This window comes from Streptomyces sp. S.PB5 (assembly GCF_030403745.1).
Classification (GTDB): Bacteria; Actinomycetota; Actinomycetes; order Streptomycetales; family Streptomycetaceae; genus Streptomyces.
This window is the reverse complement of the sequence record NZ_JAQMWP010000019.1, coordinates 160,500-185,603: the sequence shown is the minus strand read 5'-3', so window position 1 is coordinate 185,603 and position 25,104 is coordinate 160,500. Positions and strand designations below refer to the sequence as shown.

Here is a 25,104-nt window from a genome sequence, read left to right as displayed (position 1 = left end):
CCGCTCCCCAGGAGGTCGGTCATGCCCATCGCGACGGTGAACCCGGCGAACGGCGAGACGCTCAAGACGTACGAGGCCATGGGCCCGGAGGAGATCGAGCGCAGGCTCCAGCTCGCGGAGGCCACGTTCCGCACGTACCGGACGACGCCGTTCGACGAGCGCGCCCGGCTGCTGAACCGGGCCGCGGGTCTCCTCGACGACATCGCGCCGGACATCGCCAAGGTCATGACCACGGAGATGGGCAAGCCGGTCAGGCAGGCCCGTGCCGAGGCGGCGAAGTGCGCCAAGGCGATGCGCTGGTACGCCGAGCACGCGGAGTCGCTGCTCGCGGACGAGGAGCCCTCGGAGTCCGACGTTAAGGAATCGGGCGCCTCCCGGGTCCGGGTGCGGTACCGGCCGCTCGGTCCGGTGCTCGCGGTGATGCCGTGGAACTTCCCGCTCTGGCAGGTGATCCGCTTCGCGGCGCCCGCGCTGATGGCGGGCAACGTGGGCCTGCTCAAGCACGCCTCCAACGTCCCCCAGACCGCCCTGTTCCTGGAGGACCTCTTCCACCAGGCCGGCTACTCGGAGGGCACCTTCCAGACCCTGCTCATCGGCTCCGGCGAGGTCGAGGAGATCCTCCGCGACGAACGCGTCAAGGCGGCCACGCTCACGGGGAGTGAGCCCGCGGGGCGGGCGGTCGCGTCGGTGTCCGGGGAGATGATCAAGAAGACGGTGCTGGAGCTCGGCGGCAGCGACCCGTACGTCGTGATGCCGTCCGCCGACATCGACCGGGCCGCCGAGGTCGCGGTGACCGCGCGGGTGCAGAACAACGGACAGTCGTGCATCGCCGCCAAGCGGTTCATCGTGCACACGGACGTGTACGACGCGTTCGCCGAGCGGTTCGTCGCGGGCATGAAGGCGCTGAAGGTCGGCGACCCGATGGAGGAGGACACCGACGTCGGCCCGCTCGCCAGCGAGCAGGGGCGCGACGACCTGGAGGAGCTCGTCGACGACGCGACGCGGAGCGGGGCAGAGGTGCTGTGCGGCGGGCATCGGCTGCGGCGGCCCGAGCTGCCCGGCTGGTACTACCCGCCGACCGTGCTCGCCGGTGTCGACCGTGAGATGCGGATCCACCGCGAGGAGGCGTTCGGGCCGGTCGCCACGCTGTACCGCGCGGGCGACCTCGACGAGGCGGTGCTGATCGCCAACGACTCGCCGTTCGGGCTGAGTTCGAACGTGTGGACCCGGGACGAGGGGGAGGTCGACCGGTTCGTACGGGATCTGGAGGCCGGGGGTGTCTTCTTCAACGGGATGACCGCGTCCCATCCGGCGTTCCCGTTCGGCGGGGTGAAGCGGTCCGGGTACGGGCGTGAGCTGTCCGGGCACGGAATCCGCGAGTTCTGCAACATCACGACGGTTTGGCACGGAGCGTGACGCTTGCGCGGCTACGATCCCCGGTGTGAACCGTGAAGTGACTCTGCCTCTGATCGTCGACGACCGGGGCACGTTGCAGGTGGCCGCGGCCGATGTCAGCAAGCTGCTCCGCACGGTTGGCGGACGGTGGCTGCACCTGGTCGAGGCCGGTGAGGAAGGGCTCGACGAGGACACCGTGGCCGCGTTGACGATCGAGCTCGCGAAGCTTGCCGATCGTATCGACGTGGCGTGCATCGCGCACAGCAGCGGGACCACCCCGTAGCGGCTCTTCGGGTATCTCCACGTGTCCCGCGTTTGGCGTAACCCCGCGCGAAGTCGCCGCCCTCTCAGGTGATCGTGGACTGGACCACTTCCTGAGGTGAAGGCAGGCACGGTTCATGGCGACGTTGTGCAGACCCTCGGTGTCCGTTCCGGAGTACGTGATCACGATGGAGGAGACGCTGGAGCTGGCTCGCTCCAGGCACGCCGACCATCCCCAACTGCCGCTGGCTCTCCGGCTGATCGAGAACACGGGGGTACGCACCCGGCACATCGTCCAGCCCATCGAGGAGACGCTGAAGCATCCCGGGTTCGAGGAGCGCAACAAGGTCTATGTGGCCGAGGCGAAGGCCCGGGTGCCGGCCGTGGTGCAGCGGGCGCTCGACGACGCCGAACTCCTGACCAGCGACATCGATGTCATCATCTATGTCTCCTGCACGGGCTTCATGATGCCGTCGCTGACCGCGTGGCTGATCAACGAGATGGACTTCGAGTCCACCACCCGGCAGATACCCATAGCCCAGCTGGGCTGCGCGGCCGGCGGGGCCGCGATCAACCGGGCGCACGACTTCTGCACGGCCTACCCGGAGGCCAACGCACTCATCGTGGCCTGCGAGTTCTGCTCGCTGTGCTACCAGCCCACCGACCTCGGCATCGGAAACCTGCTGTCCAACGGCCTGTTCGGGGACGGCATAGCCGCCGCCGTGGTGCGCGGCCGGGGCGGCGAGGGCATCGCGCTGGAGCGCAACGGCTCGTATCTGATCCCCAAGACCGAGGAATGGATCATGTACGACGTCCGGGCCACCGGATTCCACTTCCAGCTGGACAAGCGGGTGCCGGCCACCATGGAGCCGCTCGCCCCGGCGCTCCGGGATCTCGCGGGGCTGCACGGCTGGGACGCCGCCGACCTGGACTTCTACATCGTCCACGCGGGCGGGCCCCGCATACTCGACGACCTCAGCAAGTTCCTTCAGGTCGACCCGGACGCGTTCCGGTTCAGCCGGGCCACGCTCACCGAGTACGGCAACATCGCCAGCGCCGTCGTCCTGGACGCGCTGCGCCGGCTGTTCGACGCGGGCGGAGCCCACGACCGGGCGCGCGGGCTGCTCGCCGGCTTCGGGCCCGGCATCACCGCGGAAATGGCCCTGGGCCGCTGGCAGCGCTACGCAGAGACGGCATGAGATGACCGAAGAGACGATCACCGAGATCCTCCCCCCGATCCGGCACTGGCCCGCCCTCGACCTGAACGGCGTGGACTTCGACCCGGTGCTGACCGAGCTGATGCGCGAGGGCCCGGTCACCCGGATCCAGCTGCCCAACGGCGAGGGCTGGGCGTGGCTGGTCACCCGGTACGAGGACGTACGGACGGTGACCAACGACCCCCGCTTCAGCCGCGAGGCGGTCATGGACCAGCCGGAGGTCACCAGGCTCGCCCCGCACTTCATCCCGGCCCGCGGCGCGGTGGGCTTCCTGGACCCGCCGGACCACACGCGGCTACGGCGTTCGGTGGCCGCCGCGTTCACGGCGAGGGGCGTGGAGCGGATCCGCGAGAAGTCGCGGCACATGCTCGACGAGCTGGTGGACGAGCTGCTCCAGGACGGCCCTCCGGCCGACCTCACCGCGACCGTCCTCACGCCCTTCCCGATCGCCGTCATCTGCGAGCTGATGGGCGTCCCGGCCGCCGACCGGCAGGGCATGCACACCTGGACCCAGCTGATCCTGTCCTCCTCGCACGGCAAGAACGTCAGCGAGAAGGCCAGGAACGAGATGGGCGCCTACTTCGCCGACCTCATCGGCCTGCGCGAGGGCAGCACCGGCGAGGACGTGGCCTCCTTGCTCGGGACGGCCGTCGGGCGTGGCGAGGTGACGCTGGAGGAGGCGGTGGGTCTCGCGGTCCTGCTCCAGATCGGCGGCGAGGCGGTGACGAACAACAGCGGGCAGATGTTCTATCTCCTGCTGAGCCGTCCCGACCTGGCCGACCGCCTGCGCACCGACCCTGCCGTCCGTCCCCAGGCCATCGACGAACTGCTGCGCTACATCCCGCACCGCAACGCGGTGGGCCTGTCTCGGATCGCCCTGGAGGACGTCGGCATCCGAGGCGTACGGATCCGGGCCGGCGACGCGGTGTACGTGTCGTACCTCGCGGCCAACCGGGACGACGCGGTCTTCCCGTACCCGGAGACGATCGACTTCTCCCGCTCCCCCAACCCGCACGTGTCGTTCGGCTTCGGCCCGCACTACTGCCCCGGCGGCATGCTGGCCCGTCTGGAGTCCGAGCTCATGGTGGACGCGCTGCTGGACCGGGTGCCGGGGCTGAGGCTGGCGGTGCCGCCGAACCGAGTGCCTTTCAAGAAGGGCGCGCTGATCCGCGGTCCCGAGGCTCTGCCGGTGACGTGGTGACGGCCGCGGAGGGACTCCTGGTACCGCCGGGTCACGGCCGGGTCGTCCAGACGCCGGCCCAGCACGTCACCTTCAAGGTGACCGGCTCGCACTCCCGCATGGCGTCCACCTTCGAGGTGATCGTGCCGCCCGGCTTCGACGTGGGCGCCCATGTGCACACGCGCAGCGAGGAGTTGTTCTACGTGCTCGACGGCGAGCTGGACGTGCTCGCCTTCGAACCGAGGGTGCGGACACCGGACAACTGGCAGCGCTGGGAGTCGAGTTCGGGCAACCGGGTGGTACGGGCGACACCGGGCACGGTCATCGTCGTACCGCCGGGCTGCCCGCACGCGTTCGCCAACCCGACAAACTCCCCGGCCAAGATGTTCTTCCAGGCCTCCCCGCCGCCCGATCACGAGCGGTACTTCGAGGAGCTGCTGGAGATCCTGGGCGGCGGGGGTCCGCCGGATCACGAGGCGATCGAGGAGTTGCGCCGGCGGTACGACATCGAGCAGCTGACGCCGCTCAGACACCGTTAGCGGATCGGCATACCGGAGAGGGTCCGGGCGATGACGAGCCGCTGGATCTCGCTCGTCCCTTCGAAGATGGTGTAGATCGCGGCGTCCCGGTGCATCCGCTCCACCGGGTACTCTCGCGTGTAGCCGTTGCCGCCGAGTATCTGCACCGCCTGTGCGGTGACCTTCTTGGCCGTCTCGCTCGCGAAGAGCTTGGACATCGAGCCCTCGGCAGCGGTGAACTGCTTGCCGTTGATGGCCATCCAGGAGGCGCGCCAGACCAGGAGGCGGGCCGCGTCGATGGACGTGCGCATGTCGGCGAGCTGGAAGGCGACGCCCTGGTTGTCGATGATCGGGCGGCCGAACTGCTCACGCGTCTTGGCGTAGTCGAGGGCGACCTCGTACGCGGCACGGGCCGTGCCGACCGCCATCGCGCCGACCGCCGGCCGCGACGCCTCGAACGTGGCCATCGCCGCGTTCTTCACGCGTTCGCCGTTACCGGCCTTCGCCCGCTCGCGCGCCCGCGCCAGCCGCTCGTCCAGCTTCTCCTTGCCGCCGAGGAGGCAGGAGCCGGGAACACGGACGTTCTCCAGGACGACCTCGGCGGTGTGCGAGGCGCGGATGCCGTGCTTCTTGAACTTCTGGCCCTGGGACAGGCCCGGCGTGTCCGGCGGGATGATGAAGGACGCGTGGCCCTTGGAGCCGAGCTCCGCGTCGACGACGGCCACGACGACGTGGACGTTGGCGATGCCGCCGTTGGTCGCCCAGGTCTTGGTGCCGTTCAGCACCCACTCGTCCTTGGCCTCGTCGTACACGGCACGCGTGCGCATGGAGGCCACGTCGGACCCGGCGTCCGGCTCGGAGGAGCAGAACGCGGCGACCTTGACGTCGTTCGTGTCGCCGTACATCTGGGGGATCCAGGTGCCGATCTGTTCCTCGGTGCCGTTGGCGAGGACGCCGACCGCGGCGAGGCCGGTGCCGACGATCGACAGGGCGATGCCCGCGTCGCCCCAGAACAGCTCCTCCATCGCCATGGGGATGCCGAGGCCGGTGGGGTCGAAGTACTGCTGGGCGTAGAAGTCGAGCGAGTAGATGCCGACCTTGGCGGCCTCCTGGATGACCGGCCAGGGAGTCTCCTCACGCTCGTCCCATTCGGCGGCCGCGGGGCGGATGACGTCGGCGGCGAAGCCGTGCAGCCAGTCCCGGACCTCCTTCTGTTCGTCGTTGAGCTCCATGGTGAACTCGGCCATGTCCCCTCCAGCGGCGGCGCGACTTGCATGTTACTAGCGGTAACCCGAGTCTGTTACCGACCGGTAGGAAAAGTCAACTCCTGATGACACCTCGGTAGCCCGTTCGATGCATGGGGCATGGTGGGTGTTAGTTTGCGCAGGCGTCACCGAAACAGCACGGGTGGGGAGAGCTCATGGACACCACGCAGCGGACCGATCAACAGCGGTCCGCCGACCGCCGCCGGCGAGAGCTGCTGGAGGCCGCGGACCGGGTGGTCCTGCGTGACGGACCACAGGCCTCCATGAACGCGATCGCCGCGGAAGCGGGCATCACCAAGCCGATTCTCTACCGTCACTTCGGTGACAAGGGGGGACTCTACGCGGCGTTGGCCAAGCGGCATACGGATGCGTTGCTGGATTCTCTGCGCGCGGCTCTTGATGCGCCTGCGGACCGGCGGGAGCGGGTCGAGGCGACCCTCGACACGTATCTCGCGGCGATCGAGCTGCGGCCTCAGGTGTATCGGTTCCTGATGCATCCGTCGGAGGGCGGACAGTCGGGCGACCCCGGGTTCGATGTCGGCAAGCACTCCGTGCCGTTGCTTCGGCGGATGGGCGAGGAACTGGCTCAGGTCATCGAGGACCGGCTGGATCTCGGACCCGGCGGGCAGCAGCTGGCTCGGGTGTGGGGGCATGGGATCGTCGGGATGATGCACGCGGCCGGGGACTGGTGGCTGGGTGAACGGCCTTGTTCTCGGGCCGAGTTGGTACGGAGTCTGGCCGATCTGCTTTGGGGGCGGCTCGCTGCGGCGGGGGACAAGATCGGCGGTCCTGGGTTCTGACGGTTGTGCAGCGTCCACCGGCGGGTGGGGGCTGGTCGCGCAGTTCCCCGCGCCCCTAACGGCATGCACTTCCCCGGTGCCATGAAGCTCGGTTCACTTGGCGCATCAGCCTGCCGTGGCGCCAGCCCGTCAAGCGGTCCGCGTAGACCTTGCCGTCCAAGTGGTCGCACTCGTGCTGCAAGCATCTTGCGAACCACCCTGTGCCATGCACCGTCACCGGCTCCCCCGTCATCGTGAAACCCTCCACCACCGCGTGGTCGTAGCGTTCCGTCCCCGCCTCCAGGCCCGGCAGGGACAGGCAACCCTCCGGGCCACGGATCACCACACCGTCCGCCTCCACCAGCCGGGGGTTCACGACATGTCCCAAATGCCGTACGTCCTCGTCGTCCGGGCAGTCGTAGACGAAGACCCGCAGCGGCTCCCCCACCTGGTTCGCCGCCAGGCCCACGCCCTGGGCCGCGTACATCGTCGCGAACAAGTCCTCCACGAGCGTCGCCAGTTCCGGGCCGAAGTCCGTGACGTCCTCGCACGGGGCGTGCAGGACGGGGTCGCCGAGCAGTGTGAGGGGCCGGACGCGTCCGCGGGTGCCCGGAATGGAGCCGTTTCGCATGGCCGCAAGGGTACGGCGATTCGGGACTGCGAATGGATCTCGATAGGCTGACCACCACCACGTTGCCGTCAGGCGCGGCGCGTACGCAAGGAGGATCGAGAACTGATGGCAGGCAACTCGGACCCGCTCACGCCGCGGGCCAAGATCGCCGTGACCGCGGGCAAGGCGGTCGCAGCGGCGTCGCGCGCCGCGGGGCGCGGCAGCGGTTCGGTGATCGGCGGCCGGGTGGCGCTCAAACTCGACCCCGACCTTCTGGCCCGGCTCGCCCAGAACCTGGACGTCGTCCTGGTGTCGGCGACCAACGGCAAGACCACGACCACCCGGCTCATCGCGGAGGCGCTGCGTGCCGCCGGGCCCGTCGTCTCCAACGCGCTGGGCGCCAACATGCCCGCCGGCATCACCTCGGCGCTCGCGGGCAACTCGGACGCGCGGTACGGCGTCATCGAGGTCGACGAGAAGTACCTCGCGGGCGTGGCCCGGGACACCGACCCCAAGTGCATCGCCCTGCTCAACCTCTCCCGTGACCAGCTCGACCGCGCCGCCGAGACCCGCATGCTCGCCGAGAACTGGCGCGAGGGCCTGGCGGGCAGCAAGGCCGTGGTCGTGGCCAACGCCGACGACCCGCTCGTCGTGTGGGCCGCCTCCTCGTCCCCCAACGTGATCTGGGTCGCCGCCGGGCAGATGTGGAAGGACGACGCCTGGTCCTGCCCGTCCTGCGGTGGTGTGATGCAGCGGCCGGGCGACGACTGGTTCTGCGGCGAGTGCGGCTTCCGGCGGCCCACGCCGAGCTGGGCGCTGTCCGGGGACCACGTGCTCGACCCGCACGGTTCCGCCTGGCCGATCCATCTTCAGCTGCCCGGTCGCGCCAACAAGGCCAACGCCGCCTCCTCCGCCGCCGTCGCCGCCGTCTTCGGCGTGCCGCCGCAGGTCGCCCTGGAACGCATGTACCAGGTGCAGGCCGTCGCCGGGCGCTACGACGTCGTGCAGTTCCAGCAGCGCGATCTGCGGCTGCTGCTCGCGAAGAACCCGGCGGGCTGGCTCGAAACGTTCAGCCTTATCGATCCGCCACCCACCCCGGTGATCCTCTCCGTCAACGCGCGCAGCGCCGACGGCACCGACACCTCGTGGCTGTGGGACGTCGACTACACGCGTCTGACGGGGCACCCGATCTGCGTCATCGGCGACCGGAAGCTGGACCTCGCGGTGCGTCTGGAGGTCGCGAACCAGCACTTCCAGGTCTGCGAGAACCTCGACCAGGCCGTGCAGATGTGCCCGCCGGGCCGCATCGAGGTCATCGCGAACTACACCGCCTTCCAGGACCTGCGCCGCCGCGTCGGCAACTGACACTTCAGGGGACTTTTGTGAGCGACAACCAGCTGCGGGTCGTCTGGATCTATCCCGACCTGCTCAGCACCTACGGCGACCAGGGCAACGTCCTGGTCGTGGAGCGCCGGGCGCGGCAGCGCGGCCTCGACGTGGCCCGTCTCGACGTGCGCAGCGACCAGCCGATCCCCACCTCCGGGGACATCTACCTCATCGGCGGCGGCGAGGACCGTCCGCAGCGGCTCGCGGCCGAGCGGCTGCGCCGGGACGGCGGGCTGCACCGTGCCGTGGCGAACGGCGCGATCGTCTTCTCGGTGTGCGCCGGCTACCAGATCCTCGGCCACGAGTTCATCAACGACCTCGGTCAGCGCGAGCCCGGCCTCGGGCTCCTGGACGTGGTCTCGGTACGCGGTGAGGGTGCGCGGTGCGTCGGTGACGTGCTCGCCGACATCGACCCGCGGCTCGGTCTGCCCCCGCTGACCGGGTTCGAGAACCACCAGGGCGTCACGCACCTCGGACCCACGGCCCGCCCGCTCGCCCAGGTGAAGCTCGGCAACGGCAACGGGACGGGCGACGGTACGGAGGGGGCGTACAACGACACCGTCTTCGGTACCTACATGCACGGTCCGGTGCTGGCGCGGAACCCGCTCATCGCCGACCTGCTGCTGAAGCTGGCGCTGGACGTCAACGCGCTCCCGCCCACCGACGACCGCTGGTACGAGGCGCTGCGCAACGAGCGCATCGCGGCGGCGCAGCAGCCCGCCTGACCTGTGGTTTCATCGGCGCTCCAGCCCCCGTTTACCAGCCCGTCTGACGATGTGTCCGCACACCTGAGCGGGCTCGTCCAGCAGGCGGACGCACGGTACGGCCCCGCCCCCTCCTGCCGCTAGGGTGGCGGGGATCGAGCCGGACAGCGTGGTCCGGTCCCCGGCCCACGTCGAGAAGGTTGTTTCGGGCTATGCGCATTGGTGTCCTCACGTCCGGCGGCGACTGCCCCGGCCTGAACGCCGTCATCCGGTCCGTCGTGCACCGCGCCGTCGCCGACCACGGCGACGAGGTCATCGGCTTCCGGGACGGCTGGAAGGGCCTCCTGGAGTGCGACTACCTCAAGCTCGACCTCGACGCGGTGGGCGGCATCCTGGCCCGCGGCGGCACGATCCTCGGCTCCTCCCGGGTCCAGCCCTCGCATCTGCGGGACGGTGTGGAGCGGGCGAAGGGGCATGTCGCCGAGCTCGGGCTCGACGCGATCATCCCCATCGGCGGTGAAGGCACCCTCAAGGCGGCCCGGCTGATGTCGGACGCCGGACTGCCCGTCGTGGGCGTGCCGAAGACCATCGACAACGACATCGCCGTCACCGACGTCACCTTCGGCTTCGACACGGCCGTCGGTGTGGCGACCGAGGCGCTCGACCGGCTCAAGACCACCGCCGAGTCCCACCAGCGGGTCCTCGTCGTCGAGGTCATGGGGCGGCACACCGGCTGGATCGCCCTGCACTCCGGCATGGCGGCCGGCGCGCACGCCATCGTCGTACCGGAACGGCCCTTCGACATCGAGGAGTTGGCCAAGCGGGTCGGCGAACGGTTCGAGGCGGGCAAGCGGTTCGCGATCGTCGTCGCGGCGGAAGGGGCCAAGCCCGCCGCCGGGACCATGGAGTTCGACGAGGGCGGCAAGGACGTCTACGGGCACGAGCGGTTCGCCGGGATCGCCCGACAGCTCTCCATCGAGCTGGAGCAGCGGCTGGGGAAGGAAGCCCGGCCGGTGATCCTCGGGCATGTGCAGCGCGGCGGTACGCCGACGGCGTACGACCGGGTGCTGGCGACCCGGTTCGGGTGGCATGCGGTGGAGGCCGTGCACCGGGGCGAGTTCGGTCACATGACGGCTCTTCGGGGGACGGACATCGTGATGGTGCCGCTCGCGGAGGCCGTGGAGACGCTCAAGACGGTTCCCGCAGAGCGCTACGAAGAGGCCGAGTGCGTGCTCTAGGACAAGACGTACGGAACTGAAGAGTCCGCCCCCGGCCGCAGCTGCGGCCGGGGGCGGTTCTAGTCTGTGACGGACAGACTTGCACAACCCCCACGAATCAGGAGCCGCCGGAATGGATCACAGCGGGCACGGCATGACCATGGATCTGCCGCCGTTCACGCTGGGGCGGGGTCTTCAGTGGTCGGCCGACCCGTTCTTCCTCGTCGCCTGCCTCCTCGGGCTCGGGCTGTACGCCTGGGGGGTCGTGCGGCTGCGGCGGCGGGGGGACGCCTGGCCCGTGGGGCGGACCGTCTCGTACGTCGTCGGGGTGCTGACGATCATGCTGGTGATGTGCACCGGGCTGAACGACTACGGGATGGTCATGTTCAGCGTGCACATGGTGCAGCACATGGTGATCAGCATGCTGTCGCCGATCCTGATCCTGCTCGGCGCGCCGATGACGCTGGCGCTGCGGGCGCTGCCGGTCGCGGGCAAGGGACGCAAGGGGCCGCGGGAGCTGCTGCTCGCGCTGCTGCACAGCCGGTACATGCGGATCGTCACGCATCCGGCGTTCACCATCCCGCTGTTCATCGCGAGCCTGTACGCGCTGTACTTCACGCCGCTCTTCGACTTCCTGATGGGCTCCAAGACGGGGCACATCGCGATGATGGTGCACTTCCTGATGGTGGGCGTGGTGTTCTTCTGGCCGATCATCGGGGTCGATCCCGGTCCGAACCGGCCCGGGTATCTGATGCGGATGCTGGAGCTGTTCGCGGGCATGCCGTTCCACGCGTTCTTCGGGATCGCGCTGATGATGGCGTCCACTCCGATGGTCGAGACGTTCAAGAACCCGCCCGCCTCGCTCGGCATCGACGCGCTCTCCGACCAGAACGCGGCGGGCGGTATCGCCTGGGCGTTCAGTGAGATCCCGTCCGTGCTGGTGCTGATCGCGCTGCTCTTCCAGTGGTACGGGTCGGAGCAGCGGCAGGCCAGGCGCAAGGACCGGGCCGCGGACCGGGACGGGGACAAGGAACTCGAGGCGTACAACGCCTATTTGGCCTCACTCAACGCACGCAGCCGCTGACACCCCTTTCCCCTCAATCCGCTCTTTGCCCTCAATCCGGCGGGAATGCTTTTCCATTCAGTAGCATGAAACGCGTTGGGGGAACCGCCGGGGGGAGCGGTGATGACAATTCACGTGTTTCTGCAAAGGACCGGGATATCGGCGATCCGCAGGGTCGCGGTGCTGCTGGTCTTCGTACTGGCACTCAGCGGGTGCGATCGCGAGGCCTTGCTGGCGGTGAAGGCGGTCGCCGTGGGAGTGCCCTCTCTCGCGCCCTTCTTCGACGAGAAGAGCGGGCTCGGCCAGGATGCGCAGGTGGCGTCGCGGCCGGTGCGGGGCAGCCTGCAGCAGGGCGACACCCCGGGTCTGTACGGGGGTTCGAAGCAGCCGACCGTCTGTGACGTCGACAAGCTGGAGAATTTCCTCACCGATCCCAGGAACGACCAGAAGGCACAGGCGTGGGCGCGTGCCCTCAAAATCTCCACGAATCAGATACCGGAATATCTCGATCGACTCACACCCGTTCTGTTGCGTCACGACACTCTCGTGAAGAACCACGACTACAAAAAGGGCAAGGCAGTTCCCTACGACTCCTTGCTGCAGGCCGGAATCGCGATTCTGGTCGATCAGCAGGGGCAGCCGGCCGTGAAGTGCTCGTGCGGAAATCCGCTGCGGCCCTTCGAGGGTGACACCAGCAAGATCTCGGTGAAGTTCGAGGACGGCAACGAGGAGTGGAAGGGCTATGACCGGTCCTCCGTCGTGGCCGTGCGGCCCGCGGCCCGTCCGCTGAAGCAGATCGCCCTCGTGGACGTCGAGGAGCCCGACCGCGGCCTGTCGCGGCCGGTCGGTACGACGGGCACGAAGGACGCCGTCTTCGACACCCGGGAGAAGCGCGAGGTGCCGAACCTCGCCGGGGCGACCTTCGGGCAGGCCCGGCAGGCGCTCACCGACAAGGGGCTCGCGGTCGGATACGAGAGCAAGGGGCTGCCGCCGGACGACGCCGAGGTCATGGCGACCGATCCGCCGGCGGGGACCGAGCTGGAGTTCGGGCAGTACGTGATGCTGAGCGTGGCGGAGGATTCCGGCTCCTCTGGTTCGTCGGATTCATCTGGTTCATCCGGTTCATCCGGCTCCGGCGGGTCCACGACCACTCCCCCGGGCCCCTCCTCGTCCGGGCCGTCGTCGCCCGGGAGTTCCGGGCCTGACGGCAGCTCGTCACCGCCCTCGTCCTCGTCGTCCTCGTCGCCGCCGGCCTCGTCGTCCTCCTCCTCGTCGCCGCCCGCCTCCTCGTCCTCGTCGAGCGCGCCGCCCGCCTCCCCGTCGCCGCCGGCGAGCAGCAGCTCGGCGCCGCCGCCCTCGACGAGCAGCGACCCGCCTCCGTCGTCCACGAGCGCGGCGCCACCGCCACCGCCGCCGCCTCCGGAGACCACCGCCACCAGCGCACCGCCTCCCCCTCCCCCGCCGCCGGAGACGACGAGCGCACCGCCGGAGACCAGCACCGCTCCGGCCAGCACCACTCCGGCGACCAGTGAGCCCGCCACCGAGGAGCCCCCCGCAACCGCCGCCGCATAGCGTCCCCGCAGACCCCGGGAGTCACCGGATGCCTTCAGGACAATCGACATCGGGAGTGGGCCGGGTCATCGCCGGCCGCTATCTGCTGCTGAACCAGCTCGGCAGCGGTGGCATGGGCCATGTGTGGCTCGCTCACGACCAGAGACTCGCCTGCGAGGTCGCGCTCAAGGAGATCGTGTTCCGGGACCCGGCCGAGGCGGGGCACGAGCGGGAGGCGCGGGTCGCCCGGGCCCGTGCGGAGGCCCGGCACGCGGCGGGGCTGCGCGGCCATCCGCATGTGGTCACCGTGCACGACGTGCTGGAGCACGACGGGCTGCCGTGGATCGTCATGGAGTACGTCGCGGGCGCGGTGGACCTGCGCGAGCTGGTGGCCCGGCGCGGCCCGCTGGCGCCCGCGGAGTGCGCCCGCATCGGCCTGGCCGTGCTGGACGCGCTGACCGCCGGGCACCAGCGGGGCGTGATGCACCGGGACGTCAAACCGGCGAACATCCTGCTCGCGCCGGACCGCACGGGGGCGCCGTACGGGCGCATCCTGCTCACCGACTACGGCATCTCGGTGCAGCCGGACGCCGGGGAGACGCGGTACACGCTGACGTCCGTGCTCGTGGGGACCGCGGGCTATCTCGCGCCGGAGCGTGCCACGGGCGGGCCGCCGACGCCGGCGGCGGATCTGTTCTCGCTGGGCTGCACGCTCTACCACGGGGTCGAGGGCCACGGCCCGTTCGAGCGCGAGTCGCACCTCGCGGAGATCACCGCGATCGTCATGGAGGAGCCGCGGCCGCCGGTGCGGGCCGGGGCTCTGGGGCCGGTGCTGGAGGCGATGCTGATCAAGGATCCGGGTACGCGGATCTCCGCCGCGGAGGCGGAGGTGGCGCTGTCGCGGATCGTGACCCCGCAGCCGGAGACGTACGCGCGCACCCAGACCGACCTCGGATCGCAGCCGCCGTGGGCCCAGCCGACGCTCGCCCCGCAGACTCCTGTGCCGCCCACGCAGCTGCCCGTACCGCCGATCGTCCCGGACGGCTTCGGGCCCCCGCTGGTCAGCTCCTCCGGCGGAAGCCGCCGCCGTACCCGGCCCCGGGTGCTGCACTCCGCCCTCGCCGGACTGCTGGGGCTCGCTCTCGCCGGGGGCGGCGTCTGGTACGCCGTCGCCCAGCAGCCGCCCGGCGGCGACGGGGACAGCGGCGGGACGGGCACCGGGAGCGGGACCGGGTCCAAGCTGCCGTACGGCAAGGACCTGGGGCTGTCCGCGCCGCTCAAGGACGGCGACTGCGTGACCGTGGACTGGAGCGGCGAGGAGCTCTTCAAGGGCACGGCGCGGATGTCCCTGGACCCCACCTGCGGTGGGAAGCCGCCGGACGGGCAGGTGATGGCCTTCGTGCCGGCCGCGTCCGCCGCCGAGGCGCGGGAGCGGGGGCCCGCGCAGTGCGAGGAGCGGACCGAGGAGATCCGCGGGAAGCTGGCGGATGTGCGGAGCTACGCCGTCGTACCGACGGAGGAGGGTTTCGAGAGCGCCGGGAAGCGCAGTGCGTGCCTGGTGCTGGGTGCGCACGGGCCGGTGTACGGGCCGATCGGCGGGCATCGCAAGCTCGGGTCCGCCTTCGCGGACACCGCGACCATGCAGAAGCGGGACTGTCTGGACGTCCGCTCCAACCGGGACGCCCGGCTGGTCGCCTGCGAGCAGCCGCACGACGAGGTGGTGCTCGGGTTCACCCGGCTGGGTGCCGATGTCACGCTGTCCGATGCGCGTACCGAGTCGGATGTGGTGTGCGGGAGGGATGTGCCGCCGCGTGACTACGGCTTCGACCCGTCGGTCTACAAGGCGGGCTCATGGACGAGCGAGGGTCCCTGGAAGTCGGGCACTCATTTCGTCGTCTGCACCGTCCGGAAGCAGAACGGGGGCACCATGGAGGGGGACGAATCCTGAGGAGGGTGTTGCGATGCCCGGTTCCGGTTCCACAGATGGCTCGACCAGGACGATGGGGGTGCTCACCGTCGGCGGTCTGGTCGTGGTGACCGCCTACACGGTGGCGCTCGGCAGCAACGGCTGGCTGTGGTTCGGCTGGGTCGTGCTGGGTCTGATCACCCTGGGGATGGTCGTCACCCGCAGTACCTGAGACACCCGCCTGGGCGCCTCTGCGATACCTGGGGCTCATTCGCCGGTGAGGCGTCCGGCGGGGTGCACGCCCGGCTGGTACTTGGGCAGCCGGGCGGTGATCTTCATACCCGCTCCCACGGCGGTCTCGATGACGAGGCCGTAGTCGTCGCCGTAGACCTGGCGGAGCCGGTCGTCCACGTTGGACAGTCCGATGCCGCCCGAGGGGCTGACCTCGCCGGCGAGGATGCGGCGCAGCACGGCGGGGTCCATTCCCGCGCCGTCGTCCTCGATGACGACCAGTGCCTCGGCGCCCGCGTCCTGGGCGGTGATGCTGATGTGGGACTTGCCGTGGGACACGGACTTGCCCTCCAGGCCGTGCTTGACGGCGTTCTCCACGAGCGGTTGCAGACAGAGGAAGGGCAGGGTGACCGGCAGGACCTCGGGGGCGATCTGCAGGGTGACGGAGAGACGGTCGCCGAAGCGGGCCCGGACCAGCGCCAGGTAGTGGTCGATGGCGTGGAGTTCGTCGGCGAGGGTGGTGAAGTCGCCGTGTCTGCGGAACGAGTAGCGGGTGAAGTCGGCGAACTCCAGGAGCAGTTCGCGGGCGCGCTCGGGGTCGGTGCGGACGAAGCTGGCGATCACCGCGAGCGAGTTGAAGATGAAGTGCGGGGAGATCTGGGCGCGCAGGGCCTTGATCTCGGCCTCTATGAGGCGGGTGCGGGACTGGTCGAGGTCGGCGAGTTCGAGCTGTACGGAGATCCAGCGGGCGACCTCTCCGGCGGCCCGGACGAGGACGGCGGACTCATGGGGCCCGAAGGCGACGAGGGCGCCGTGGACCCGGTCGTCGACCGTCAGCGGGGCCACGACGGCCCAGCGGACCGTGCAGTCGAGGTGGTCGCAGGTCAGCGGGAACGCCTCGCCGCGGCCGGTCTCCAGCGGATCCGCGAGCCGTCGCATGATCTCGGCGCGATGGTGGCCGCCGATGCCGTCCCAGACCAGCACCTGCTTCTGGTCCGTCAGACAGAGCGCGTCCGTGCCGAGGAGCGTGCGCAGTCTGCGGGCCGACTTCCGGGCCGTCTCCTCGGTGAGCCCGGCCCTGAGCGGGGGCGCGGCCAGGGAAGCGGTGTGCAGGGTCTCGAACGTGGCGTGCTCGACGGGAGTGCCGAGGCCGCGCAGGCTCTCGGGGCGCGCGGTGCGGCGGCCGAGCCAGAAGCCTGCGGCGAGCAGCGGGAGGATCGCGACGCAGAGCCCGGCGAGGAAACCGCTCATGAGGCCGCCTCCTTACGGGAGTTGAGACCGCCGGTCCATGCGCGACCGCCCGGGTGGCAGCCGTCCGGCTCCGCTCGGCGTCCTCGACAGCTCCCGAGCCCGCAGCCTAGCCCTGCGCCGCCGGCGAGCCCGTGCCGCCGACGCAGGTCCGCGAACCGGCCGCCCCGGCTGTCGGCGCGGCCACCTCGGCCTGTGAACCGACGACCCGGATCGTCAGCACCTCCACCCCGGCCCGCGAACCAACCGCCCACACCCTCGGCACGCCCACCCCGGCCCACGAACCAACCGCCCAAACCGTCGACACACCCACCCCGGCCCGCGAACCGGCCGCCGAGAACGTCGGCACGCCCGAGTCGGCCCTTGGGGCCCGCGCCGGGGGCTGCCGCGCGCCCGGGGCGATCCGCGGGCCGGGGGTCGGGGGCTGTGCCGTGCCCGGCGTGGTCCGTCGGCCGGCCGGCCGGGCCGTGGGGGTGTCCCCTCCCGTCCCTGTGGCGTTCCCTCATGCCTTCACCTCCGCCCGTAGTTCCTCCGGCAGATGGAACCGGGCCAGGATCGCCGCCGTTCCGGCCGGTACCCGGCCCGGCGTGGCCAGGGAGACCAGGACCATGGTGAGGAAGGCCAGGGGCACCGACCAGAGAGCCGGCCAGGCGAGCAGGGCGTGCAGGGCCCCGGAGCCCGGGAAGCCGGCCATCGTCGCGGCCACGGCGACCAGGGCGGAGCCGCCGCCCACCAGCATCCCGGCGGCCGCGCCCGGCGGGGTCAGGCGGCGCCACCAGATGCCGAGGACGAGCAGCGGGCAGAAGGAGGAGGCGGACACCGCGAAGGCGAGGCCGACCGCGTCGGCGACCGGCAGCCCCCCGACCAGGACGCTCGCCACCAGCGGTACGGCCATGGCGAGCACCGTGCCGAGCCGGAAGTGCCGTACCCCGCGCGACGGGAGGACGTCCTGGGTGAGGACGCCCGCCACGGCCATCGTCAGCCCCGAGGCGGTCGAGAGGAACGCGGCGAACGCTCCCCCGGCGACCAGCGCGCCGAGCAGGTCGCCGCCGAGGCCGCCGATCATCCGGTCGGGCAGGAGCAGGACCGCGGCGTCCGCGTCGGAGGTGAGGGTGAGTTCGGGGGCGTACAGGCGGCCGAGGGCGCCGTAGACCGGGGGCAGGAGGTAGAAGGCGCCGATCAGGCCGAGGACCGCGACGGTGGTGCGGCGGGCGGCGACGCCGTGCGGGCTGGTGTAGAAGCGGACCACCACGTGCGGCAGGCCCATGGTGCCGAGGAAGGTCGCGAGGATCAGCCCGTACGTGGCGTACAGCGGGCGTTCGCCACGGGTCTCGGCCTGGGAGGGCGAGAGGCCGGCGTCACCGCCGCGGTCGGCCTCGGGGACCTGGGCGCCCGCGGGGAAGGTCAGCCGGGTTCCGGAGTCGATGTGGTGGGTGCCTTCCGGGAGGGTGAGTTCCGTGCCCTCGTACCCGCGGCCGTCGACCTCGCCGTCGACCGTGACGGTCAGCGGCCGGTCGAGCTTCAGGTCGAGGCTGTCGTCGATGCGCACGGAGCTCCGTTCGCGGAAGGCCGCCGGTTCCTCGAAGGCGTGGGTGGGGGCGCCGTCGCTCTGCCAGGCGAGGACCAGGAAGAGAGCGGGGACGAGGAGAGCGGTGAGCTTCAGCCAGTACTGGAAGGCCTGCACGAAGGTGATGCTGCGCATGCCTCCGGCGGCGACCGTGGCGACCACGACGACCGCCACGATCACTCCGCCGAGCCAGTCCGGCGCCCCGGTCAGCACCTGCAACGTCAGCCCGGCGCCCTGGAGTTGGGGCAGCAGATACAGCCAGCCGACGCCGACGACGAAGGCCCCCGCGAGGCGTCGTACGGCCTGGGAGGCGAGCCGGGCCTCGGCGAAGTCGGGGAGGGTGTAGGCGCCGGAGCGGCGCAGCGGGGCGGCGACGAAGAGGAGCAGGACCAGGTAGCCGGCCGTGTAGCCGACCGGGTACCAGAGCATGTCCGGGCCCTGGACCAGGACCAGGCCCGCGATGCCGAGGAAGGAGGCGGCGGAGAGGTACTCGCCGCTGATGGCGGCCGCGTTGAGACGGGGGCCGACGGTGCGGGAGGCGACGTAGAAGTCGGAGGTGGTGCGGGAGATGCGCAGGCCGAAGGCGCCGACGAAGACGGTCGCGACGACGACGAGGGCGACGGCGGGGACGGCGTAGCCGGAGTTCATCGGTCGCCGCGCCTCGCCGGGCCGTCGGGGCGTACCCGTTCCGCGCGCCTCATCGGTCCTCGACAAGGCGTACGAAGTCCCGCTCGTTCCGCTCGGCCCGCCGCACGTACCAGCGGGCGAGCAGGACCAGTGGGACGTACAGGCCGAAGCCGAGGACCGCCCATTCCACCCGGCGGGCGTCCGGCATCGCGGCGAAGAGCAGGGGGAGCGGGCCGATCAGGAGGCCGAGGACGGCGAACACGGTGAGTCCGGCGCGGAGCTGGGTGCGCATGAGGGAGCGGACGTAGGTGTGGCCGAGGGTGGTCTGTTCGTCGATCTCGGTGCGGGGGCGGTAGTAGCCGGGGGCGCGGCGGGTCTGGCGGGGCGGGCCGGTGACGACGACCCGGCGTTCGGCGGGGCTCTGGTTCTGGGGCACCGTCACGACCTCCTCATCAGCAGGTCCCGCAGTTCACGGGCGTGGCGGCGGCTGACCTGGAGTTCCTCGGCGCCGACGAGGACGCTGACGGTGCCGGCGTCGAGGCGCAGTTCGCCGATGTGGCGCAGGGCGACGAGGTGGCGGCGGTGGATGCGGACGAAGCCGCGGGAGCGCCAGCGCTCTTCCAGGGTGGACAGGGGGATGCGGACGAGATGGCTGCCCTTGGTGGTGTGCAGCCGGGCGTAGTCGCCCTGGGCCTCGACGTGGGTGATGTCCTCGACGTTGACGAAACGGGTCACACCCCCCAGTTCGACGGGTATGTGGTCGGGGTCGGGCTCGCTGACGGGGATGCGCGGCGCGGTGTCGCGGAGCTCGGCGGCCCGGCGCACGGCCTCGGCGAGGCGCTCCTTGCGGACCGGCTTGAGGACGTAGTCGACGGCCTTGAGGTCGAAGGCCTGCACGGCGAAGTCCTCGTGCGCGGTGACGAAGACCACCAGCGGCGGCTGGGCGAACCCGGTGAGCAGCCGGGCCAGGTCCAGGCCGTCGAGCCCCGGCATGTTGATGTCGAGGAAGACGACATCGATGGCATCGGGGCCGCCCGGCCCGGATTCCAGGGCCTTGTTGATACGGCGCAGCGCCTCGGTCGCGTCGCCGGCGCCCTCCGCGGTGCCGACCCGGGGGTCGGCGTTCAGGAGGTAGAGCAGTTCCTCCAGCGAGGGGCGTTCGTCGTCGACAGCCAGGGCGCGCAGCATGAACCCGGAGTGTAGGAGGAATTCGCACGTCTGCACACGTGCCGGGGAATCGGCGTACCCGCTGGATACAGTGCCGCCATGAACAGCACGACCCCCTCGTTCGACGAGCTCGACCGGAAGATCATCACCGCGCTGATGGCCAACGCCAGGACGAGTTTCGCCGAGATCGGCACGGCCGTGGGGCTCTCCTCGACGGCGGTCAAGCGGCGCGTGGACCGGTTGCGGGAGACCGGTGTGATCACCGGGTTCACGGCCACGGTGAAGCCGTCGGCGCTGGGCTGGCGCACGGAGGCGTACGTCGAGGTGTACTGCGAGGGCGCGGCACCGCCGCGGCGGCTCGCGGAGGTGGTGCGCAACCATCCGGAGATCACCGCGGCGATGACGGTGACGGGCGGTGCGGACGCGCTGCTGCATGTGCGGGCGCGGGATGTGCAGCACTTCGAGGAGGTGCTGGAGCGGATCCGCATCGAGCCGTTCATCCGGAAGACGATCAGTGTGATGGTGCTGTCCCATCTGATCCCGGAGAGTCCGGAGGCGGGGGCGAGTCAGGCCGCGCCGAGCGAGTCCTGAATATGCGCATCAGAACTGCGTTTCACCGGCAAAAGACGCAGCATTCCTGCGCGGACACGCAATTCTTGTTGCTTGTCAAGCGTGCCGTCACTTCCTACCTTGGTGTCAACCCTCAGTAGACACCGCAGGAAGCGGAGGAACCCCTCTGTGTCCGAGTCCCGTGTGCAGCGCCGACGGCGTTTCCTCGTCTGCGAACCCAGACACTTCGCCGTGCAGTACGCGATCAATCCCTGGATGCATCCCGACACCCATGTCGACGTGGACCTGGCCCAGGAGCAGTGGCAGGCGCTGATCGGCGCCTACCGGGCCCACGGCCACGACGTCGACGCGGTGGAGCCGGTCCCCGGCCTCCCGGACATGGTCTTCGCCGCGAACTCGGCGGTCGTCGTCGACGGCCGCGTCTTCGGCTCGCTGTTCCACGCGCCCGAGCGGCGCCCCGAGTCCACCCACTACGACCTGTGGTTCAAGAAGGCCGGCTACGACGTCCACCGCCCGCTGTCGGTCTGCGAGGGCGAGGGCGACCTCGTCTGGACCGGCCGGTACCTGCTGGCCGGCACCGGGTTCCGCACGACCCGGGACGCGCACCGCGAGGTGCAGGAGTTCTTCGGGCACCCGGTGATCAGCCTGACGCTGGTGGACCCGCACTTCTACCACCTGGACACGGCCCTGTTCGTGCTCGACGACGCCAACATCGCGTACTTCCCGGAGGCCTTCTCGGCCGGCAGCCGTACGGTGCTCGCGCGGCTCTTCCCGGACGCGGTGCTCGCCACCCGCGAGGACGCGATGGCGTTCGGTCTGAACTCCGTGTCCGACGGCCGCCATGTCTTCATCGCGCCGCAGGCCGAGGCGCTGGCCGCACGCCTCGACGACCACGGCTATGTCCCCGTCCCCGTCGACCTCTCCGAGTTCCACAAGGCCGGCGGCGGCATCAAGTGCTGCACCCAGGAGATCCGCCCATGACCGCTCCCGTACGCACCCGTACCTCCGCCGACCTCATCAAGGCCGAGGAACCGGTCCTGGCGCACAACTACCACCCCCTGCCCGTGGTCGTCGCCCGCGCCGAGGGCACCTGGGTGGAGGACGTGGAGGGCCGCCGCTACCTGGACATGCTGGCCGGCTACTCGGCCCTCAACTTCGGCCACCGCCACCCGGCGCTGATCGAGGCGGCCCACCGCCAGCTGGACCTGCTGACCCTGACCTCCCGGGCCTTCCACAACGACAAGCTGGCCGAATTCGCCGAACGGCTCGCGGAGTTGACCGGCCTCGACATGGTCCTGCCGATGAACACGGGCGCCGAGGCCGTCGAGTCCGGCATCAAGGTGGCCCGCAAGTGGGCGTACGAGGTGAAGGGCGTCCCGGCCGACCGGGCGACGATCGTGGTCGCGGCGGAGAACTTCCACGGCCGTACGACGACGATCGTGTCGTTCTCCACGGACGAGACGGCGCGGAAGGGCTTCGGCCCCTTCACCCCGGGCTTCCGGATCGTGCCGTACAACGACCTGGTGGCGCTGGAGGCGGCGGTCGACGAGACGACGGCGGCGGTGCTCCTGGAGCCCATCCAGGGCGAGGCGGGCGTGGTCATCCCGGACCAGGGCTACCTCACCGGGGTACGCGAGCTGACCCGCCGCAAGGGCTGCCTCTTCATCGCCGACGAGATCCAGTCGGGCCTCGGCCGCACCGGCCGCACCCTCGCGGTCGAGCACGAGGGTGTCGTCCCGGACGTGCTGCTGCTGGGCAAGGCGCTGGGCGGCGGCATCGTCCCGGTGTCCGCGGTGGTCGCCCGCCGGGACGTGCTCGGGGTGCTGCGCCCGGGCGAACACGGTTCGACGTTCGGCGGCAACCCGCTCGCGGCCGCGGTCGGCACGGCCGTGCTCGAACTGCTGGAGACGGGCGAATTCCAGCGCCGGGCAACGGAGTTGGGCGTGGTGCTGCGGGACGGTCTGGCGGATCTGGTCGGCAAGGGCGTCCTTGGTTTCCGGTCCCGCGGGCTGTGGGCGGGTGTCGACATCGACCCGGCGGTCGGCACCGGACGGGAGATCGGTGAACGGCTGCTGCGCGAAGGGGTGTTGGTCAAGGACACGCACGGGTCGACGATCCGGCTGGCGCCGCCGCTGACCATCACGGGCGAGGAACTCACGGGCGCGCTGGGCGCGCTGGAGAAGGTTCTGATGCAGGGGGTCTGACCTCGACATGACGGCCGCCTCGGATGCGGAAGGGGCGGCCGTCATGCTGTCCGGGTACGAATTCAACAGCTCCCGGCGACACCGATCGGCGACACCGATTCGGCCAGGATCACCCGATGCGGTTGATACCTACCGGCCGGTAGCACCAGGCTGTTCCCGCGGCCTTCCCCACCCGCGACCCCGTTCCCCGCGAACCCGCAGGCCACTACACTGGCACCCCCACGACACGCCGGTTGACCTGCTGGAACGCGGCGGTTGAGCCGATATGCCGGAGTGAGGAGCGCCTCGTTGTTCTATTACCTGCTCAAATACGTGTTGCTGGGACCCCTGCTCAGACTGGTCTTCCGGCCCCGGATCGAAGGGCTGGAGCACGTACCGGCGGAGGGTGCCGCCATCGTCGCGGGCAATCACCTCTCCTTCTCCGACCACTTCCTGATGCCCGCGATCCTCAAGCGCCGCATCACCTTCCTCGCGAAGAAGGAGTACTTCACGGGCCCCGGCGTGAAGGGCAGGCTCACCGCGTTCTTCTTCCGCAGCGCCGGACAGATCCCGGTGGACCGCACCGGCAAGGAGGCGGGCCAGGCCGCCATCCGCGAGGGTCTCGGGGTGCTGAGCAAGGGGGAACTGCTCGGCATCTACCCGGAGGGCACCCGTTCGCACGACGGCCGTCTCTACAAGGGCAAGGTCGGTGTCGCGGTGATGGCGCTGAAGTCCGGGGTGCCCGTCATCCCGTGCGCGATGATCGGCACCTTCGAGGCGCAGCCACCGGGCAAGGTCATCCCCAACATCCACCCCGTGGTCATCCGCTTCGGCGAGCCCCTCGACTTCTCCCGCTACGCCGGCATGGAGAACGAGAAGGCGATCCTGCGCGCCATCACCGACGAGATCATCTACGCCATCCTCAACCTCTCGGGGCAGGAGTACGTCGACGAGTACGCGGCCGTCGCGAAGGCGGCGGAGGCCGCGGCGAAGTCGGAGAAGGAGAAGGAGCGCCGCTTCCCCCGGATGCCCCTCGGCTGACCCCACCCCCGGCCGACCTCGCCCGCCGACTGCCCCGGCCGGCCCCGCCCCACGGCCGGCCCCGCCGCCCACTGCCCTCAACCCCGGCTGCCCCCGACGCCGGACAGCCCCCACCCTGGCCGGCCCCGGCCGTCGACCGCCCCGGCCGGTCCCGCCCCACGGCCGCCGTCAACCCCGGCCGCCCCTGACCTAGGCCGCCCCTGACCTCGGCTGCCCTCGACCCCCGGCTGGCCTTCACCCCCGGCCGCCCCGACCGCTCGCCGGTCTCTGCCGTCGGCAGAAACCCCTGGGGCGACCGGGCTCTGACGTCGTACCGTCGCCGCATGACTCGACGCGCTGTGGTGATCGGAGCGACCGGACAGATCGGCCGGGTGGCGGTGGGTGCGCTGGCCCGGGACGGATGGCAGGTGACCGCCGTCTCGCGGGGCGGCGGGCGGGACGAGGGGTGGCCCGAGGACGTACGGGTCGCGCGGGCCGACCGGGAGGACGACGCCGAGCTCGCCGCCGCGGTCGGCGAGGGGTGTGACGTACTCGTCGACATGGTCGCCTACGGACCCGCGCACGCACGGCAGCTGACCTCGCTGGCGGGCCGGGTGGGCTCGGCCGTCGTCATCTCCAGCGTCTCGGTGTACGAGGATGACAAAGGACGCAACTTCGGCACCCAGGAGGAGCCGGACGGCTTCCCCGAGTACCCGGTGCCGATGACCGAGGCGCAGCGGACCGTCCGGCCGGGCGAGGACTCGTACAGCACCCGCAAGGCCGGGCTGGAGCGTGAACTGCGAGCCGCCGGTGAGCAGTTGCCCACCACCCTGCTGCGGGCGGGCGCCATCCACGGACCGCACTGCCAGACCCCGCGCGAGCTGTACTTCGTCAAGCGCAACCTCGACGGGCGGACCCGACGCGTCCTCCCCTACTCCGGCGAGAGCCGGTTCCACCCGGCGAGCGTCCACAACATCGCCGAGCTGATCCGGCTGGCGGCGGCACGGCCCGGCAGCCGGGTGCTCAACGCCGTGGATCCGGACGCTCCGACGGTGGCGGAGATCGCGCGGGCCATCGACGCCGTGATGGGCGTGGAGCGGGAGGACGTGCTCGTCGACGGGCCGCCGCCCGCGCCGACCGTCGGGGACACACCGTGGTCGGTGCCCGTGCCGGTGGTGCTGGACATGTCCGCCGCCGAGCGGGAGCTGGGGTATCGGGCGGTGGCCCGGTACGCGGAGACCCTGCCCGCCACGGTCGCCTGGATCGAGGGGCAGCTGGCCGGGCGGGACTGGCGGGAGGCGTACCCGAAGATGTTCCAGACCTACGGCGACCTCTTCGACTACGCGGCGGAGGACGCCTGGTTCACGGCCTGAACCTGGAAGAGGGACGGCAGGCAAGAGGGGCGGCCCGACCACGGGCCGCCCCTCAGGTGTTCCGGG

At 70.8% G+C, this 25,104-nt stretch carries 25 protein-coding genes; 18 read left to right on the top strand and 7 right to left on the bottom strand.

Annotated elements, in window-relative coordinates:
• Positions 1 to 21: 21 nt before the first annotated feature.
• The 5 genes from PH203_RS38965 (at position 22) to PH203_RS38945 (ending at position 4,592) form a co-directional block, all read left to right on the top strand.
• Positions 22 to 1,416 carry an NADP-dependent succinic semialdehyde dehydrogenase gene (locus PH203_RS38965; RefSeq protein WP_289926535.1) on the top strand — a complete coding sequence of 465 codons (1,395 nt, stop codon included), beginning with the start codon at positions 22 to 24 and terminating at the stop codon, positions 1,414 to 1,416.
• 25 nt (positions 1,417 to 1,441) lie between these two features.
• Positions 1,442 to 1,678 (top strand): DUF6213 family protein, encoded by a 237-nt coding sequence (locus PH203_RS38960; protein ID WP_030967216.1) that lies wholly within the window; start codon positions 1,442 to 1,444, stop codon positions 1,676 to 1,678.
• 115 nt (positions 1,679 to 1,793) lie between these two features.
• A complete protein-coding gene (locus PH203_RS38955) occupies positions 1,794 to 2,855 on the top strand; it encodes a type III polyketide synthase (protein ID WP_289926533.1) in 1,062 nt (353 codons plus the stop codon).
• 1 nt (position 2,856) lies between these two features.
• Entirely contained in the window at positions 2,857 to 4,074 is a 1,218-nt protein-coding gene (locus PH203_RS38950; RefSeq protein WP_289926530.1) for a cytochrome P450, read from the top strand.
• Positions 4,071 to 4,592 (top strand): cupin domain-containing protein, encoded by a 522-nt coding sequence (locus PH203_RS38945; RefSeq protein ID WP_289926528.1) that lies wholly within the window; start codon positions 4,071 to 4,073, stop codon positions 4,590 to 4,592. The genes PH203_RS38950 and PH203_RS38945 overlap by 4 nt, the downstream gene beginning before the upstream one ends.
• On the opposite strand, the gene PH203_RS38940 is transcribed toward PH203_RS38945, so the two are convergent.
• Positions 4,589 to 5,818, bottom strand: a complete 1,230-nt coding sequence (locus PH203_RS38940) for an acyl-CoA dehydrogenase family protein (protein ID WP_289926526.1) — start codon at positions 5,816 to 5,818, stop codon at positions 4,589 to 4,591. The two genes, PH203_RS38945 and PH203_RS38940, sit on opposite strands and share 4 nt — an antisense overlap.
• A gap of 173 nt (positions 5,819 to 5,991) precedes the next feature.
• On the opposite strand from PH203_RS38940, the gene PH203_RS38935 reads away from it, so the two are divergent.
• Positions 5,992 to 6,636: a TetR family transcriptional regulator gene (locus tag PH203_RS38935; protein WP_289926524.1), complete on the top strand. Its 645-nt coding sequence runs from the start codon at positions 5,992 to 5,994 to the stop codon at positions 6,634 to 6,636.
• Positions 6,637 to 6,691: 55 nt separating this feature from the next.
• Here the strand turns inward: PH203_RS38935 and def are convergent, their stop codons facing one another.
• A complete protein-coding gene (gene def, locus PH203_RS38930) occupies positions 6,692 to 7,246 on the bottom strand; it encodes a peptide deformylase (RefSeq protein ID WP_289926522.1) in 555 nt (184 codons plus the stop codon).
• Positions 7,247 to 7,351: 105 nt separating this feature from the next.
• On the opposite strand from def, the gene PH203_RS38925 reads away from it, so the two are divergent.
• The 7 genes from PH203_RS38925 (at position 7,352) to PH203_RS38895 (ending at position 15,284) form a co-directional block, all read left to right on the top strand.
• Positions 7,352 to 8,590 (top strand): MurT ligase domain-containing protein, encoded by a 1,239-nt coding sequence (locus tag PH203_RS38925; RefSeq protein ID WP_289926520.1) that lies wholly within the window; start codon positions 7,352 to 7,354, stop codon positions 8,588 to 8,590.
• 17 nt (positions 8,591 to 8,607) lie between these two features.
• Positions 8,608 to 9,336 carry a glutamine amidotransferase gene (locus PH203_RS38920; RefSeq protein ID WP_289926518.1) on the top strand — a complete coding sequence of 243 codons (729 nt, stop codon included), beginning with the start codon at positions 8,608 to 8,610 and terminating at the stop codon, positions 9,334 to 9,336.
• A gap of 191 nt (positions 9,337 to 9,527) precedes the next feature.
• Positions 9,528 to 10,553: a 6-phosphofructokinase gene (locus PH203_RS38915; protein WP_289926517.1), complete on the top strand. Its 1,026-nt coding sequence runs from the start codon at positions 9,528 to 9,530 to the stop codon at positions 10,551 to 10,553.
• A gap of 112 nt (positions 10,554 to 10,665) precedes the next feature.
• The gene (locus tag PH203_RS38910; RefSeq protein WP_289926515.1) at positions 10,666 to 11,616 is read left to right on the top strand and encodes a cytochrome c oxidase assembly protein; all 951 of its coding nucleotides are present in this window, start codon (positions 10,666 to 10,668) and stop codon (positions 11,614 to 11,616) included.
• Between the two features lie 102 nt (positions 11,617 to 11,718).
• The gene (locus PH203_RS38905) at positions 11,719 to 13,167 is read left to right on the top strand and encodes a PASTA domain-containing protein (protein ID WP_289926512.1); all 1,449 of its coding nucleotides are present in this window, start codon (positions 11,719 to 11,721) and stop codon (positions 13,165 to 13,167) included.
• Between the two features lie 28 nt (positions 13,168 to 13,195).
• Complete coding sequence (locus tag PH203_RS38900) at positions 13,196 to 15,094, top strand: protein kinase (protein ID WP_289926510.1); 1,899 nt, start codon at positions 13,196 to 13,198, stop codon at positions 15,092 to 15,094.
• A gap of 13 nt (positions 15,095 to 15,107) precedes the next feature.
• A complete protein-coding gene (locus tag PH203_RS38895; RefSeq protein WP_289926507.1) occupies positions 15,108 to 15,284 on the top strand; it encodes a hypothetical protein in 177 nt (58 codons plus the stop codon).
• 35 nt (positions 15,285 to 15,319) lie between these two features.
• Here PH203_RS38895 and PH203_RS38890 read toward each other — a convergent pair whose 3' ends face one another.
• The 5 genes from PH203_RS38890 to PH203_RS38870 form a co-directional block, all read right to left on the bottom strand.
• Complete coding sequence (locus PH203_RS38890) at positions 15,320 to 16,534, bottom strand: histidine kinase (protein ID WP_289926505.1); 1,215 nt, start codon at positions 16,532 to 16,534, stop codon at positions 15,320 to 15,322.
• A gap of 106 nt (positions 16,535 to 16,640) precedes the next feature.
• Complete coding sequence (locus tag PH203_RS38885; RefSeq protein ID WP_289926503.1) at positions 16,641 to 16,880, bottom strand: hypothetical protein; 240 nt, start codon at positions 16,878 to 16,880, stop codon at positions 16,641 to 16,643.
• Positions 16,881 to 17,033: 153 nt separating this feature from the next.
• A complete protein-coding gene (locus tag PH203_RS38880) occupies positions 17,034 to 18,746 on the bottom strand; it encodes a cation acetate symporter (RefSeq protein WP_289926502.1) in 1,713 nt (570 codons plus the stop codon).
• A 49-nt stretch (positions 18,747 to 18,795) separates the two neighbouring features.
• The gene (locus PH203_RS38875; RefSeq protein WP_289926500.1) at positions 18,796 to 19,167 is read right to left on the bottom strand and encodes a hypothetical protein; all 372 of its coding nucleotides are present in this window, start codon (positions 19,165 to 19,167) and stop codon (positions 18,796 to 18,798) included.
• Positions 19,164 to 19,913: a LytTR family DNA-binding domain-containing protein gene (locus PH203_RS38870; protein ID WP_289926498.1), complete on the bottom strand. Its 750-nt coding sequence runs from the start codon at positions 19,911 to 19,913 to the stop codon at positions 19,164 to 19,166. The genes PH203_RS38875 and PH203_RS38870 overlap by 4 nt, the downstream gene beginning before the upstream one ends.
• A gap of 78 nt (positions 19,914 to 19,991) precedes the next feature.
• Here PH203_RS38870 and PH203_RS38865 point away from each other — a divergent pair, with 78 nt between their 5' ends.
• The 5 genes from PH203_RS38865 to PH203_RS38845 all read left to right on the top strand — a co-directional run bounded on the left by PH203_RS38865 (position 19,992) and on the right by PH203_RS38845 (position 25,038).
• Entirely contained in the window at positions 19,992 to 20,483 is a 492-nt protein-coding gene (locus PH203_RS38865) for an Lrp/AsnC family transcriptional regulator (protein WP_289926497.1), read from the top strand.
• Between the two features lie 147 nt (positions 20,484 to 20,630).
• Positions 20,631 to 21,443, top strand: coding sequence for a dimethylargininase (gene ddaH / locus PH203_RS38860; protein WP_289926496.1), 813 nt, complete (start codon positions 20,631 to 20,633; stop codon positions 21,441 to 21,443).
• Positions 21,440 to 22,666: an ornithine--oxo-acid transaminase gene (gene rocD, locus PH203_RS38855; protein ID WP_289926495.1), complete on the top strand. Its 1,227-nt coding sequence runs from the start codon at positions 21,440 to 21,442 to the stop codon at positions 22,664 to 22,666. The genes ddaH and rocD overlap by 4 nt, the downstream gene beginning before the upstream one ends.
• Before the next feature lie 288 nt (positions 22,667 to 22,954).
• Positions 22,955 to 23,686, top strand: a complete 732-nt coding sequence (locus PH203_RS38850) for a lysophospholipid acyltransferase family protein (RefSeq protein ID WP_289926494.1) — start codon at positions 22,955 to 22,957, stop codon at positions 23,684 to 23,686.
• A 338-nt stretch (positions 23,687 to 24,024) separates the two neighbouring features.
• The gene (locus PH203_RS38845) at positions 24,025 to 25,038 is read left to right on the top strand and encodes an NAD(P)-dependent oxidoreductase (protein WP_289926564.1); all 1,014 of its coding nucleotides are present in this window, start codon (positions 24,025 to 24,027) and stop codon (positions 25,036 to 25,038) included.
• Positions 25,039 to 25,104 lie beyond the last annotated feature (66 nt).

Coding starts and splice junctions, on each gene's coding strand:
- PH203_RS38965 (WP_289926535.1), top strand. CDS start 22: ATGCCCATCGCGACGGTGAACCCGGCGAACGGCGAGACGCTCAAGACG.
- PH203_RS38955 (WP_289926533.1), top strand. CDS start 1,794: ATGGCGACGTTGTGCAGACCCTCGGTGTCCGTTCCGGAGTACGTGATC.
- PH203_RS38950 (WP_289926530.1), top strand. CDS start 2,857: ATGACCGAAGAGACGATCACCGAGATCCTCCCCCCGATCCGGCACTGG.
- PH203_RS38940 (WP_289926526.1), bottom strand. CDS start 5,818: ATGGCCGAGTTCACCATGGAGCTCAACGACGAACAGAAGGAGGTCCGG.
- PH203_RS38935 (WP_289926524.1), top strand. CDS start 5,992: ATGGACACCACGCAGCGGACCGATCAACAGCGGTCCGCCGACCGCCGC.
- def (WP_289926522.1), bottom strand. CDS start 7,246: ATGCGAAACGGCTCCATTCCGGGCACCCGCGGACGCGTCCGGCCCCTC.
- PH203_RS38925 (WP_289926520.1), top strand. CDS start 7,352: ATGGCAGGCAACTCGGACCCGCTCACGCCGCGGGCCAAGATCGCCGTG.
- PH203_RS38915 (WP_289926517.1), top strand. CDS start 9,528: ATGCGCATTGGTGTCCTCACGTCCGGCGGCGACTGCCCCGGCCTGAAC.
- PH203_RS38910 (WP_289926515.1), top strand. CDS start 10,666: ATGGATCACAGCGGGCACGGCATGACCATGGATCTGCCGCCGTTCACG.
- PH203_RS38905 (WP_289926512.1), top strand. CDS start 11,719: ATGACAATTCACGTGTTTCTGCAAAGGACCGGGATATCGGCGATCCGC.
- PH203_RS38900 (WP_289926510.1), top strand. CDS start 13,196: ATGCCTTCAGGACAATCGACATCGGGAGTGGGCCGGGTCATCGCCGGC.
- PH203_RS38895 (WP_289926507.1), top strand. CDS start 15,108: ATGCCCGGTTCCGGTTCCACAGATGGCTCGACCAGGACGATGGGGGTG.
- PH203_RS38890 (WP_289926505.1), bottom strand. CDS start 16,534: ATGAGCGGTTTCCTCGCCGGGCTCTGCGTCGCGATCCTCCCGCTGCTC.
- PH203_RS38880 (WP_289926502.1), bottom strand. CDS start 18,746: ATGAACTCCGGCTACGCCGTCCCCGCCGTCGCCCTCGTCGTCGTCGCG.
- PH203_RS38870 (WP_289926498.1), bottom strand. CDS start 19,913: ATGCTGCGCGCCCTGGCTGTCGACGACGAACGCCCCTCGCTGGAGGAA.
- PH203_RS38865 (WP_289926497.1), top strand. CDS start 19,992: ATGAACAGCACGACCCCCTCGTTCGACGAGCTCGACCGGAAGATCATC.
- rocD (WP_289926495.1), top strand. CDS start 21,440: ATGACCGCTCCCGTACGCACCCGTACCTCCGCCGACCTCATCAAGGCC.